Source organism: Aureimonas pseudogalii (genome assembly GCF_014196835.1).
Classification (GTDB): Bacteria; Pseudomonadota; Alphaproteobacteria; order Rhizobiales; family Rhizobiaceae; genus Aureimonas; species Aureimonas pseudogalii.
Window position 1 is genome coordinate 569841 of record NZ_JACIEK010000001.1, and the last position, 13601, is coordinate 583441.

11 protein-coding genes and 1 pseudogene are annotated in these 13601 nt (G+C 67.7%); 7 read left to right on the forward strand and 5 right to left on the reverse strand.

Features of this window, described 5'->3' with window-relative positions:
- Positions 1 to 27: 27 nt before the first annotated feature.
- Positions 28 to 1305, reverse strand: coding sequence for an NAD(P)/FAD-dependent oxidoreductase (locus GGR04_RS02670; protein WP_183197569.1), 1278 nt, complete (start codon positions 1303 to 1305; stop codon positions 28 to 30).
- Between the two features lie 11 nt (positions 1306 to 1316).
- The gene (locus GGR04_RS02675) at positions 1317 to 1985 is read right to left on the reverse strand and encodes a haloacid dehalogenase type II (RefSeq protein ID WP_183197570.1); all 669 of its coding nucleotides are present in this window, start codon (positions 1983 to 1985) and stop codon (positions 1317 to 1319) included.
- A gap of 347 nt (positions 1986 to 2332) precedes the next feature.
- Between GGR04_RS02675 and GGR04_RS02680 the strand changes: the two genes are divergently transcribed.
- From GGR04_RS02680 to GGR04_RS02705, 6 genes are all read left to right on the forward strand, one after another.
- Complete coding sequence (locus tag GGR04_RS02680) at positions 2333 to 3175, forward strand: GNAT family N-acetyltransferase (protein WP_183197572.1); 843 nt, start codon at positions 2333 to 2335, stop codon at positions 3173 to 3175.
- 14 nt (positions 3176 to 3189) lie between these two features.
- Positions 3190 to 4566, forward strand: a complete 1377-nt coding sequence (locus GGR04_RS02685; RefSeq protein WP_183197575.1) for an aspartate aminotransferase family protein — start codon at positions 3190 to 3192, stop codon at positions 4564 to 4566.
- Between the two features lie 247 nt (positions 4567 to 4813).
- Positions 4814 to 6427: an ABC transporter substrate-binding protein gene (locus tag GGR04_RS02690; protein WP_183197576.1), complete on the forward strand. Its 1614-nt coding sequence runs from the start codon at positions 4814 to 4816 to the stop codon at positions 6425 to 6427.
- 97 nt (positions 6428 to 6524) lie between these two features.
- A complete protein-coding gene (locus tag GGR04_RS02695) occupies positions 6525 to 7478 on the forward strand; it encodes an ABC transporter permease (RefSeq protein ID WP_183197578.1) in 954 nt (317 codons plus the stop codon).
- Complete coding sequence (locus GGR04_RS02700) at positions 7475 to 8326, forward strand: ABC transporter permease (RefSeq protein ID WP_183197580.1); 852 nt, start codon at positions 7475 to 7477, stop codon at positions 8324 to 8326. Before GGR04_RS02695 ends, GGR04_RS02700 begins: the two co-directional genes overlap by 4 nt.
- Complete coding sequence (locus GGR04_RS02705; RefSeq protein ID WP_183197582.1) at positions 8326 to 9993, forward strand: ABC transporter ATP-binding protein; 1668 nt, start codon at positions 8326 to 8328, stop codon at positions 9991 to 9993. The genes GGR04_RS02700 and GGR04_RS02705 overlap by 1 nt, the downstream gene beginning before the upstream one ends.
- A gap of 34 nt (positions 9994 to 10027) precedes the next feature.
- Here the strand turns inward: GGR04_RS02705 and GGR04_RS02710 are convergent, their stop codons facing one another.
- Entirely contained in the window at positions 10028 to 10504 is a 477-nt protein-coding gene (locus GGR04_RS02710; protein ID WP_183197584.1) for an Lrp/AsnC family transcriptional regulator, read from the reverse strand.
- Between the two features lie 232 nt (positions 10505 to 10736).
- Between GGR04_RS02710 and GGR04_RS02715 the strand changes: the two genes are divergently transcribed.
- Complete coding sequence (locus tag GGR04_RS02715) at positions 10737 to 12065, forward strand: NAD(P)/FAD-dependent oxidoreductase (protein WP_183197586.1); 1329 nt, start codon at positions 10737 to 10739, stop codon at positions 12063 to 12065.
- Positions 12066 to 12603: 538 nt separating this feature from the next.
- Here GGR04_RS02715 and GGR04_RS24705 read toward each other — a convergent pair.
- Positions 12604 to 13118 (reverse strand): annotated as a pseudogene (locus tag GGR04_RS24705) (transposase); the annotation flags it as partial.
- A 109-nt stretch (positions 13119 to 13227) separates the two neighbouring features.
- Positions 13228 to 13536 (reverse strand): transposase, encoded by a 309-nt coding sequence (locus tag GGR04_RS02725; RefSeq protein ID WP_183197588.1) that lies wholly within the window; start codon positions 13534 to 13536, stop codon positions 13228 to 13230.
- Positions 13537 to 13601: the final 65 nt, after the last annotated feature.

Below are 13601 nucleotides of genomic sequence, written 5' to 3' on the forward strand. Positions count from 1 at the left end.
CCCCTCTCGACATGGGTCTTCCCCGCCTTACTGAAACCGGTCCAGCATCTTGTAGTAGAAGCCCACCATCGGCAGGAACCAGGGCTTGCCGCCATGGCCGGGGATCGCGGGCCATTCGAGGCCGGAGACGGGGTTGCGGTCGGCGCGGCCGAGCATCACGTCGGCCATGACCTCGCCCATATGGACCGACATCTGCGTGCCGTGCCCCGAATAGCCCATGGCGAAGAAGACGCCGTCCGCCTCGCCCGCGCGGGGAAAGCGGTCCTTGGTCATGTCGACCATGCCGCCCCAGCAATAGTCGATCGCCGCGCCCGCCAGATGCGGGAACATCTCGGCGAGGCGGCTGTTCAGGATCGCGCCGCTCGTTTCGTCGGCTTTGGGATCGGATCGCGCGGAGAAGCGCGCTCGGCCGCCGAAGATCAGGCGATCGTCCGGCGCGAGGCGGAAATAGTTGCCGAGGTTGAGCGAGGTCACGTAGGTCCTGTTCCCCGGAACGGTCGCGGCGATCTCCGGCTTCGTCAGGGGCCGGGTCGCCAGGATGTAGCTGCCGACCGGCACGATGCGGCGCCGAAAATGATCGAAGGGGCCTTGCGTATAGGCGCCCGTCGCCACCAGAACCGCATCCGCCGTGACCCTGCCCTTCGGCGTCGCGAGGTCGTGCCGCCCGTTCGTGCGCGAGCGCGCCGTGACGGGCGCGTTCTCGAAGATCGCCGCGCCATGGCGGCTTGCGGCATCGGCGAGGCCCGCGACGAAGCGGCCCATATGCATCATGGCGCTCTTCCTCGAGAGCATGGCGCCGTGAAAATCGGACGAGCCGATCTCGCCGGAAAGTTCGCCCGCCGTCAGCAGCGCCGTGTCGGGATCGACCTCGGCATGAAGCGCGTCGAAGTTGCGGGCGAGCGCCTCGAAATGCCCCGGCTTGGAGGCGAGCTTCAGCTTGCCCGATCGGCGAAAGGCGCAGTCGATCCCTTCCTCCGCGGTGATGCGCTCCACCGTGTCCACCGCCGCATCGAAGGCGCGATAGAGCATCTTGGCACGCTCGGGGCCGAGATCGACCTTGGCGGCGAGATAGGAATGGGCGAGGCCGTTGTTGACCTGCCCGCCGTTGCGCCCGGACGCGCCCGCGCCGATCGTCTTCGCCTCGAACACGACGACGCGCGAGCCTTCCATCGCCAGTCGGCGCGCGGCGGCAAGCCCGGTGAAGCCGCCGCCGACGACGGCGACGTCGTAGTGGCCCTCCGCCGGTCCTGTCGCAGCGCCCGCGAAAGGCGTCGCGGTCTCGTGCCAGTAGGATGCAAGGCGCACGGGACGGTCCCTCAGAGCCCGACGACGCCGGGCAGACCGGAAATGTCGGGGATCTCGACATAGCCGTAGGAGGGGTTCGCCGGCTCGTGGCCGCGATTGACCCAGACCTTGTTCGTGATGCGCAGGTCGTGCGCCGACATGAGGTCGTAGCGGAAGGACGAGGAGCAGTGGAGAATGTCCTCCGGCCCGCAGCCCAGCATGTCGAACATGTATTCGAAGGCCTGGAAGCGCGGCTTGTAAGCGTTGGCCTGCTCGGCCGTGTAGACGGCGTGGAAGGGCGCGCCGAGCTTCTCCACGTTGGCGTGGATCTGGCTGTCCATGGCGTTCGAGAGGATCACCAGCGGGATCTCCTTGGCGACCTTGGCGAGCCCGGCCGGCACGTCGGGATGCGGTCCCCAGGTCGGCACGCTCTCGTAGATCGCGCGGGCGTCCTCCGGCCGAAAGGCGAGGCCGTGGCGCTTGCAGGTGCGCTCGACCGCGTTGTGGACCACCTCGGCATAGGGCTTCCAGGCGCCGAGGATCTCGTCGAGGCGGAAGGCCGCGAAGCTCCGGATGACGTCCAGCGTCGTCGGCTCGTCGAGACCGGCACAGAACGTCATGCGCGCGCCCTCGGCCATCTGGAAATGGGTGAGCGTGCCGTAGCAGTCGAAGGTGATGAACTTCGGACGAAAGTGGGTCATGGCTCTCTCGCGGCGCTGCCCCTCGTCGCCGGGGCTTGGATGATGCGTCGAGCTTAAGGCCGCGCGATCAGCGCCAATCACCGCAATCGGGGCTGCCGAAGCAGATTGTTGTGTATCGCGGGATGCCCGCCGCAGAGTTTGCGGCGGTGGGCGGTGGGCGGTGGGCGGTGGGCCCGATGCAGGACGGTGAGCGTCCCGTGGCAACCCTCATCCCCACCCCGGCATAAGATGCGGTGCGTCGCGACCGGTACAGCGCAAGATTGCGCGCCTGCCAGAAGCTCGGCGGTTTCCGCTCGGTGCGCCGGGCTAGTCTTTCCTCGACCGAACCAACAGCGAGGACCGGGCGCATGCAGGCGACCGAGATCGAACTCATCGACTTCCAGGACGAGCATCTCGATGCGGCCGTGGACCTGTCGCGGGCCGAAGGCTGGCCGCATCGGCGGGAGGACTGGGCGCTCGTCCTGTCCTTGAGCCGGGGCATCGTCGCGCGCGTCGGCGAGCGCATCGTCGGCACCGCGCTCGCCACGCCCTTCGGGGACACGGGCGCGGCGGTGAACATGGTGATCGTCGACAAGGCGATGCGCGGCCGGGGTCTCGGCCGGCGGCTGATGAACGGTGCGATCACGGCGGCAGGCACGCGCCCCTGCCGGCTGACCGCGACGCAGGACGGACGCCCGCTCTACGAAAAGCTCGGCTTCGCCGCGATCGGCGAGATCGGCCAGCATCAGGGCATCGTCATCGCGCCCGCCGCCGATCCCTCCGCGGACATCGCCTTCGCCGGCGCCGACATGGAGGACACTCTCGCCACGCTCGATGCCGAGGCGACGGGGCTCGATCGCCGCGCGCTCTTCTCCCACCTCGCGCGCGACGGCCGCTTCGCCGTCCTGAGGCGCGAGGGGCGCATCGAGGGCTTCGCCGCGCTGCGCCCCTTCGGCCGCGGCGAGGTCGCGGGGCCGGTCGTCGCGCGATCGGCCGCGGATGCCAAAGCGCTGCTCGGCTTCCTCTTCGCCGAGCGCGCGGGCGCGTTTCTCCGGGTGGACACGCCCGTGGAACGAGGCCTTGCGCCTTTCCTCGCCGAACATGGCCTTCCCCCCGTCGGCGGCGGCATCGTCATGCAACGCGGCGGCACGGCCTCGCCCGGGCTGCGCGACGTCCGGACCTTCGCCCTTGCCAGCCAAGCCCTCGGTTGATTTCGGAGTCCATGATGCTGAACAATTCTCTCGTGGCGCTCGACCGCGCCCATCTCGTCCATCCCGTCGCCTCCTATCGCCAGCACGAGAGGAACGGCGTGCGCGTCATCACCTCCGCCAAGGGCGCGACCGTCTTCGACGCGGCCGGGCGTCCGCTGATCGACGGCTTCGCCGGCCTCTGGTGCGTCAATGCCGGCTACGGGCACGAGAGCATCGTCGAGGCCGCCGCCAGGCAGATGCGCGAGCTGCCCTATGCCACCGCCTATTTCGGCCTCGGCTCGGAGTCCGCCATCCGGCTGGCCGCCGAGCTCGCCGAGCGCGCGCCGGGCGATCTCAACCACGTCTACTTCACGCTCGGCGGCTCCGACGCGGTGGACACGACGGTTCGCCTCATCCGCTACTATCAGACGGTGCGCGGCAAGCCGGAGAAGGACCAGTTCATCTCGATCGAGCAGGGCTATCACGGCTCCTCGACGGTCGGCGCCGGCCTCACCGCGATCCCGATCTTCCATGCCCATTTCGGCGCGCCCTTCGACTGGCAGCACAAGATCCCCTCCGCCTATCCCTATCGCAACCCGGTCGGCACCGACGACGCCGCGATCATCGCGGCGTCGCTGCAGGCGCTGAAGGCCAAGGTCGAGGCGGTCGGCGGGCCCGAGCGCGTGGCGGCCTTCTATGCCGAGCCGATCCAGGGGTCCGGCGGCGTCATCGTGCCGCCGAGAGGCTGGATGAAGGCGATGCGCGATCTCTGCGCCGCGCTCGACATTCTCTTCGTCGCCGACGAGGTCATCACCGGCTTCGGCCGCACCGGACCGCTCTTCGCCTCGACCGAGGACGACATCGTGCCGGACCTCATGACGGTCGCCAAGGGCCTGACCTCCGGCTACGTGCCGATGGGTGCGGTGTTTCTCTCCGACAAGGTCTACGACACGATCGCGGACGGGGCCGGAAACGCGGCCGTCGGCCACGGCACGACCTATTCCGCCCACCCCGTCAGCGCGGCCGTCGGCCTCGAAGTGCTGCGGCTCTACGAGGACGGGCTTCTCGACAACGGCCGTCGCGCGGGCGCGCGGTTGATGAAGGGCTTGAACGGTCTTGGCGACCATCCCCTCGTCGGCGAGGTTCGCGGGCGCGGCATGCTGGCCGCCGTCGAGCTCGTGACCGACAAGGCGGCGAAGACACCGCTCCCTGCGGCCGCCGACACCGCGCGCCGCATCTTCGACCGCGCCTGGAACCAAGGCCTCGTGATCCGCGCCTTCGGCAACGGCATCCTCGGCTATGCCCCGCCGCTCTGCTGCACGGACGAGGAGATCGACGCGATCGTCGAGCGCACGCGCCTCGTGCTCGACGAGACCCTGGACGACCCGGACGTGCGCGCCGCCATGGCGTGACGCCACGATCAGGCTGGCTTGACAAGTCTGCTCAAGACTTCGGCAGGTGTCGCCCTGCCCTCGCAATTCGCAATTTTCTGCTGCGGGATGCCCGTTCTTCCAACTTTCAGGCGGCGGCAGTCTGCCACACTCCTTGTCAAACGAGGCGTCTGCACGGGACGGCGCCTCGGAAAACGCCACCGGTCCGGTTCTCCGCAAGGCGCGGGCCGAACCGTCGCATCACCAACGTCAACGCAAGGGGAACGAGATGACCGACGGCCGCTTCACCAACTGGACCCGGGGCGACGACGCCATGGTCGAGAACGCCATCAAGCGCGGCGCCAACCGCCGCGAACTCCTGCAGATGATGATGCTCGGCGGCATCGGCATCGCGGCCGGCGGTCTGATCCTCGGGCGCGCCGAGACCGCGCTCGCGGCGACCCCCGTTTCGGGCGGCTCGATCAAGGCGGCCGGCTTCTCGGCCTCCACGGCCGACACGCTCGATCCGGCCAAAGCCTCGCTTTCCACCGACTACGTGCGCTGTTGCGCCTTCTACAACCGCCTGACCTTCCTCGCCGACGGCGACGTCCTGCAGATGGAACTGGCCGAAAGCATCGAGAGCGCCGACGCCAAGGTCTGGACCGTCAAGCTGCGCAAGGGCGTCACCTTCCACAACGGCAAGACGCTGGAGGCCGCCGACGTCGTCTACTCGCTGAACCGCCATCTCGACCCGGCCGTCGGCTCCAAGGTGAACACGATCGCCAAGCAGATGACCGGCATCAAGGCGGTGGATTCCGGCACGGTCGAGATCACGCTCGCCGCGCCGAACGCCGACCTTCCCACCATCCTCGCCATGAACCATTTCATGATCATCGCGGACGGCACGACCGATTTCGCCAAGGCCAACGGCACCGGCGCCTTCGTCTGCGAGGTCTTCGAGCCGGGCGTGCGCTCGGTCGCGGTCAGGAACGCCAACTACTGGAAGGAGACCGGCCCCTATCTCGACAGCTTCGAGTATTTCGCGATTCCCGACGACACAGCCCGTGTCAACGCGCTGCTCTCGGGCGACATCCAGTTCGCCGCCTCGATCAATCCGCGCTCGATGCGTCTCGTCGAAAGCCAGTCGGGCGTCGCCCTGTCGAAGACGACCTCGGGCAACTACACCAACTTGAACATGCGCCTCGACATGAGCCCCGGCGAGAAGGCGGGCTTCATCGAGGGCATGAAGTATCTCGTCAATCGCGAGCAGATCCAGAGGTCGGTCATGCGCGGCCTCGCCGAAATCGGCAACGACCAGCCGATCTCGCCGGCCTCGGCCTTCTACAATCCCGAGGTCAAGGCGAAGGCCTTCGATCCCGAGCGCGCCAAGTCGCTCTTCGAGAAGGCCGGCCTTCTTGGATCGTCCATCCCGATCGTCGCCTCGGAAGCCGCCAATTCCTCGATCGACATGGCGATGATCGTCCAGGCCGCCGGTGCCGAGGTCGGCATGAAGCTCGACGTCCAGCGCGTGCCCTCCGACGGCTACTGGTCGAACTACTGGCTGAAGGCGCCGGTCCACTTCGGCAACATCAACCCCCGCCCGACGCCGGACATCCTCTTCTCGCTCCTCTACGCGTCCGACGCGCCGTGGAACGAGAGCAAGTACGCCTCGCCGAAGTTCGACAAGATGCTGCTCGAAGCGCGCGGCTCGCTCGACCAGGCCAAGCGCAAACAGATGTACGGCGAGATGCAGGGCATGATCGCCAACGAGGCCGGCACGATCATCCCGGCCTTCCTGTCCAACGTCGACGCGCTGTCTGCCAAGCTGAAGGGCCTGCAGCCGAACCCGCTCGGCGGCCAGATGGGCTACGCCTTTGCCGAACACGTCTGGCTCGAAGCCTGAGCCGAGACCGAGATCCATGGCGGCCGGGGGCAAGATCCTCCCCCGGCCGTCCGATCGAGGATGCAGCGATCAGCGATTGTAACGAAGGAGCCCGAGCATGACGTCCAGACTTCTGCCGCTCATGCTCGGCCGGCTCGGCATCGCGCTGGTCACGCTTCTCGTGGTCGCCTTCACCATCTTCTTCGCCACCGAACTCCTGCCCGGAGACGTCGCGGAGATCCTGCTCGGGCAGTCCGCGACGCCGGAAGCCGTCGCGGGCCTTCGCACCGCCATGCATCTCGAGGATCCCGCCATCCTGCGCTTCGGGCGCTGGCTGCTCGGGCTTCTGTCCGGCGATCTCGGCATGTCCTATTCCTCGAACATGCCCGTCGCCCAGCTCATCGGCGGTCGCCTCGCCAACACGTTGAAGCTCGCCGCCGTCACCAGCCTCGTGTCCGTTCCCATCGCGCTCGCGCTCGGCATCACGACGGCGGTTCTCAAGGGCTCGCTCTACGACCGGATCGTGACGACGCTCGTCGTCGGACTGATCTCGATCCCGGAATTCATGGTGGCGACCTCCGCCGTCCTCGTCTTCGCGGTCTACCTGAAATGGCTGCCGGCGCTCGCCTTCGCCAACGAGGTCCGCTCCTTCGGCGAGTTGCTGCGGGTCTTCGCCATGCCCGTGATCACGCTCGCCTTCGTCATCTCGGCCCAGATGATCCGCATGACGCGCGCCGCCGTCATCGAGACGCTGAAGGCGCCCTACGTGGAGATGGCGCTGCTGAAGGGCGCCTCCCGCTCGCGCATGGTGCTGCGCCATGCCCTGCCGAACGCGCTCGGGCCCGTCGTCAACGCGGTGGCGCTGTCGCTGTCCTATCTTCTCGGCGGCGTCATCATCGTCGAGACGATCTTCAACTATCCCGGCATCGCCAAGCTGATGGTGGACGCGGTGGCCACGCGCGACCTGCCGCTGATCCAGACCTGCGCGATGATCTTCTGCCTCGGCTATCTCACGCTCATCACGACGGCCGATCTCGTCGCCATCGCCGCCAACCCGAGGCTCCGCCGATGACCGTCGTCACCGCCGCCCCGCAGCGCCGCAAAGGCCCCGGCCACCATTTCCCGGTCGTCGGCATGATCGGCCTCGCCGTCATCCTCGTCTGGGCGCTCGTCGCCATCCTCGCGCCCCTCCTCGTGCCCTATCCCGCAGGCGAGATCGTCGATTTCGACTATTTCGGCCCGATGAGCGAGGCCTTCCGGCTCGGCACCGACTATCTTGGCCGCGACATGCTCTCGCGCATCCTGATGGGGGCGCGCTACACGGTCGGCATCTCGCTCGCCGCCGTCGCCCTCGCCTGCTTCACCGGCGTCGCGCTCGGCATGGCGGCGGCGGTCACGGGCGGATGGTTCGACACCTGTCTCAGCCGTTTTCTCGATGCGCTGAACTCGATCCCGAGCAAGCTCTTCGGCCTCGTTGTGGTGTCCGGCATCGGTTCCTCGATTCCCGTCCTCGTCGGAACGCTCGCCGTCATCTACACGCCCGGCGCCTACCGCTTCGCGCGGGCGCTGGCGGTCAACGTCAACGCGATGGACTTCGTCACCGTCGCCAAGGCGCGGGGCGAGCGCACGCTCTACCTCATCGGCGCGGAGATCCTGCCCAACATCGTCGGCCCGGTTCTCGCCGATCTCGGCCTGCGCTTCGTCTTCGTCGTGCTGCTCCTGTCGGGCCTCTCGTTTCTGGGCCTCGGCGTGCAGCCGCCCTATGCGGACTGGGGCGCGCTGGTACGCGAGAACATCGGCGGCCTGCCCTTCGGCGCACCGGCCGTGATCGTCCCGTCGCTCGCGATCGCGAGCCTCACGATCAGCGTCAACCTTCTGATCGACAACCTTCCCCGCAAGATCCGCGATCGGAGCGCATGATGGCGAACCTCGTCGAGATCCGCGGCCTCACCGTCGAAGCCAAGACCGACAGCGGCCGAACCGTGGAGATCATCCGCGGCATCGACCTCGACGTCGCCGACGGCGAGATCGTCGCTCTGATCGGCGAGAGCGGATCGGGCAAGACGACGATCGCGCTGACGCTGATGGGCTATGCGCGTCCCGGCTGCCGCATCTCCGGCGGTGCCGTCAGCGTCGGCGGAACCGACATGGCCGCGATCTGCGAGCGCGCCCGGGCGCGGATGCGGGGGCGCGATGTCGCCTACATCCCCCAAAGCGCCGCGGCGGCCTTCAATCCGGCCCGCACCGTCATGGACCAGGTGGTCGAGGTCGCACGCATCCACGATCTCATGCCGGATGCGCAGGCCCGCCGGAAGGCGGTGGATCTCTTTCGCGCCCTCGCCCTGCCGAACCCCGAGACGATCGGCGCGCGCTACCCGCACGAAGTATCCGGCGGCCAGCTGCAGCGGCTCGCGGCCGCCATGGCGCTGATCGGCGATCCCAGGCTCGTCATCTTCGACGAACCGACGACGGCGCTCGACGTGACGACGCAGATCGAGGTGCTGCGGGTCTTCAAGTCCGTGATGAAGGCCAAGGGCATGGCCGGCGTCTATGTCAGCCACGACCTCGCCGTGGTCGCGCAGATCGCCGACCGCATCGTCGTGCTGCGCGACGGCATGGTGCAGGAAAGCGGCACGACGACGGGGATCATCGAGGCGCCGGCCCATGCTTATACGCGCGAGCTTCTGGCGGCGTTCGAGCACGCGCCGCGCACGGAGCGGGCTGTCGAACCGCTGGGCGATCAGACGGACATTCTCGACGTCCGCAATCTCTCCGCAGGCTTCGGCCCGATCCAGCCGAACGGACAGCCTCGGATCGTGGCGTTGCGCTCGGTGAACATGACCATCGCGCGCGGCACGAATTTCGGCATCGTCGGCGAATCGGGCTGCGGCAAGTCCACGCTCGCCCGCGTCATCGCCGGCATCATCCCGCCCTTTGCCGGCAGCGTTGTCATGAACGGACGCCCGCTCGGCCGCGACCTTGCCGCCCGCTCGCGCGAGGACATGCGCCGGCTCCAGATCGTGTTCCAGCTGGCCGACACCGCGCTGAACCCGGCCAAGTCGATCGGCGACATTCTCGGCCGGCCGCTGGCCTTCTACCACGGCCTGCGCGGCCGGGCGCGCGAAGCGCGGCTCGACGAGCTTCTCGACATGGTGCGCCTGCCCCGCGCCTTGAAACACCGGCTGCCGGCCGAACTCTCCGGCGGCCAGAAGCAGCGGGTCAACCTTGCGCGCGCCTTGGCTGCCGAGCCCGATCTCATCATCTGCGACGAGATCACTTCGGCGCTCGACACCGTGGTCGCCGCCGCGATCATGGAGCTCCTCAAGCAGCTGCAGCGCGATCTCGGCCTGTCCTACATCTTCATCAGCCACGATCTGTCGATGGTGCGCTCGATCTGCGACCGGATCGCGGTGATGTATGCCGGCGAGAAGATCGAGGAGCTGGGGCCGGACGCCTTCGGTGCGCGCGAGGGCCATCCGTACTCGCGCCTCCTGCACCAATCGACGCCTAGGCTCGACCCGACCTGGCTCGACCGCCTCCATCTCGACCCCGAAGCCGCGAGCTTCCTCGGCAAGACGAAGTCCTGACCCGAACGGCGCCGCCCCCTCCCCTGCGGGGAAGTCACATCGGGAACAGGCTCGTCAAAGGCATGTACGTCTTGGCGATCGGGGTCTTGAGGACGACGAAGCTGAAATACTTGTCGATCCCGATCTCCATGTCGATCAGGCGCTCCATCGTCTCCTGATATTCGGTGATGCCGCTCGCCACGAACTTGATGAGATAGTCGTAGCCGCCGGAGACGAGGTGGCACTCCATCACCGAATCCTCCTTCTGCGCGACGGCGAGGAAGCGGGCGAAGTCGATCTGCCGATGGTTCTTGAGGGTGACCTCGGTGAAGACCGTGAAGGTCTGTCCGAGCTTGGCGACGTTGATCTGCGCGGAATAGCCGGCGATGAACCCGGCCTCCTGCAGCTTCTTCACGCGCATCAGGCAGGGGCTCGGCGAGAGGCTGACCAGATCGGCCAGCTCCACGTTGGTGATGCGGCCGTTCTTCTGCAGTTCGTAGAGGATCTTCACGTCGATGCGGTCGAGCTTCATCGGGGACCTCGTCGAACACGGGCCGATCCCGTTCGGCCGATATCTTATGCCGAATTCCAGCTCTTCGCAAAGTTCCGGGACGGCCTGACCTGCAACGACCGCAAGAGAGGAAACGACGCGGATCGGATGCGGATCGATCGTCGGTCCGGCAGATTATGCCGTCGCCGCGTGCATTGCAGCAGGTGCCTCTCCGCCGAGATCCCTAGAATGGACGCGTCAGCCGGAGAACGCCATGCCTGCGCCCCTTCTCGCCATCCAGACCGCCTCCGCATTGCCGGACGCCTCGGACGTCGTCGTCATCGGCGGCGGGATCGTCGGCGTGTCCACCGCCTATTATCTCGCGCGTCGGGGCATCTCGGTCACGCTTCTGGAAAAGGGCCGCATCGGCGCCGAACAGTCCAGCCGCAACTGGGGCTGGTGCCGCCAGCAGAACCGCGACGCGCGCGAACTCCCGCTCGCCACGCGCAGCCTCGATCTCTGGGACAGGCTGTCGGAGGAGATCGGCGAAGACGCGGGCTTTCGCCGTTGCGGCCTGCTCTATCTCAGCCAGAACGAGGCGGAGATCGCGGCCTGGGCGAAGTGGCGTGATTTCGCCCGCGGCGTCGGCGTCGAGACCCATATGCTGAATGCGCAAGAAGCCGCTCGGCGCGGGGCGGCGACCGGCCGCGACTGGAAGGGCGGCGTCTTCTCGCCCCATGACGGCGTCGCCGATCCCTCGCGCGCCGCCCCCGTCATCGCGCTCGGCCTCGTGAAGGCCGGGGGAACCGTTCTGCAAGACTGCGCCGCGCGCGGGCTGGAGACGAGCGGCGGCCGCGTGTCCGGCGTCGTCACCGAACGCGGGACGATCCGCACTCAGGCCGTCGTCATGGCGGGCGGCGCCTGGGCCTCCTCCTTCTGCCGCCAGCTCGGCATCCGCTTTCCGCAATCGGCGGTGCGTTCCTCCATCCTCAGCGTTTCGCCGGGCATCGACGGCCTTCCCGACGCGCTGCACACCGCGGACATCTCGGTGACGCGGCGTGGGGCGAACGGCGGGCACACGCTGGCGATCAGTGGCCGGGCAAGCGTCGATCCGAGCCCGCAGAAGATCCTCTTCTCCCGCGAGTTCGTGCCGATGTTCGCGCGCCGCTGGCGCTCGCTTCGGCCGGGCGGCGCGGCGGCCTGGCGCGCCGGTTTCGAGACGACGGCGCGTTGGCGCCTGGACGCGCAGACGCCGATGGAGCGCTGCCGCATCCTCGACCCTCGACCCGACGCGCGTCTGGTGGCGGAGACGCACCGGCGCGCGCAAGCGCTTCTTCCCGCCCTTCGCGGGACGCGGATCGAGGCGAGTTGGGCGGGTTTCATCGACTCCACACCCGACGGCGTGCCCGCGATCGGCGCGATCGAAGCACTGCCCGGCTTCGTTCTCGCCGCCGGCTTCAGCGGCCACGGCTTCGGCATCGGCACGGGCGCAGGCCATCTCGCCGCCGATCTCGTGACGGGCGACACGCCGATCGTCGATCCCCGCCCCTACGACCCCGCGCGACTGACGGCCGCCGCCTGGGGCCAGGTCTCCGAGTTCTGAGCGAGCTGAAGAGCATGCGGGGCCGGGTCTAGAAAGAGACTTTCGCGATCCCGTCCGGCCCAAGGGGCCCATTCCACCGCTTCCAGATCGCCAAGGCTCACTGCGATCGCGATTTTGTGGCGGAACGCCCCTTCAAGGCGGGCATCGAAGATGCCGATCGTGGTGGTCCCTCGCCGCGGGACCGAAGGAACCGTTCCACGGAAAAGATCATCACCATCTGTCTGAACCGGGCCAGATCGGTTCTCCGGGTTCACGCCATCATGCAAGACGGCCACGTCATCGTCCGAAGGGCGCTGCGGCTATCGCAGGTGCTGGACTTCTTTCGCGGGCTCCGTTGCCTGTGTGGGACGGCCCGGTTTGCGAGGCGATCGCCCCGTCAATCGCCGTCAATCGCCGTCGGACGGTGCCGTCATCTGTCCGGCCTGTGAGCGCGGTCCTGGACCGCTGGCCAGGATGAGATCCACCATGTCGATCGCCTGAATCAAAGTCACGCGCTCATCGGCGCATCGCAACGGACGGTCTGATCGACATCGAGGTGTCGCCCCTCCGCCTCGTCGCGCAGGATGGCGATCGGCTTGTCGATGCTGGCCATGCCCGTCGCGGCGGTGATGCCGGGCTCGGCCCTGCGCGCGCGCATCGCGTTCGATGTCCGGGTTCGCTGACGCACGAACAGCTCTCGGATCTTCAGAACCATGCAGGCGGCCTGCTTGTTCGGCGTCTTGATCGGCAAGAAGCGCATGGTAGGGCGCGTCACCGCCTCGCAGATCGCCTCTGCATCGGCTGCGTCGGCCTTGTCGCGCTTCCCATAGGCTTGACGTAGGCCGCCGGCATCATCCGCACCGTAGGACCGAACTGGCCGATCGCGTTGGCCCCGTGATGGGCACTGGCAGAGCCCTCGAGTCCGACGAGACAGGGCGGGAGAGCGCGAAAGAAGTCCAGCACCTGAGACCGCCGCAGCGTCTTCCAAACACCGACGCGGCCCTCCTGCGTGATGGCGTGAACCTGGAAGACCGACCTGGCAAGGTCCAGACCGATGGTGGTGATCGTCTCCATGGAGCGGGTTCTTCTGTCTCGCGGCGAGAGGATCGCCGAGATAGGCACCTTCGATGCCGCCTCGAAGGGCCGTTCCACACCATCGAAGTTTCATGCCAACGCGAGCTGATCAGGACCGATGCGCCCGATCGCGCATACCGATCAAGATGATTTTCCAAGGCGGCTCGACGAGCTTGTTCCAGGCCTCGCAGCAGTGGGCGACGATGTCGTCGTCGTCGGTGAAGACGCGGTGGGAGAGCCAGTTGTCGCGCAGGAACTGCCAGACGCTCTCGACCGGGTTCGGTTCGGGCGCTCGCGGCGGCAGGAAGAGAGGGTGACGTTGGCGGGCACGACGAGCTTCGGCGTCATGTGCCAGCCGACGCGATCGAGGATCAGAACGGCATGGCCGCCGGGATCGGCAGCGAACGATCTCCGCCAAGGTGCTGGTTCATGGATGCGGTGCCGCAGCAGCGCAGAACAAGGCCGGCACCCTTGCTCTTCATG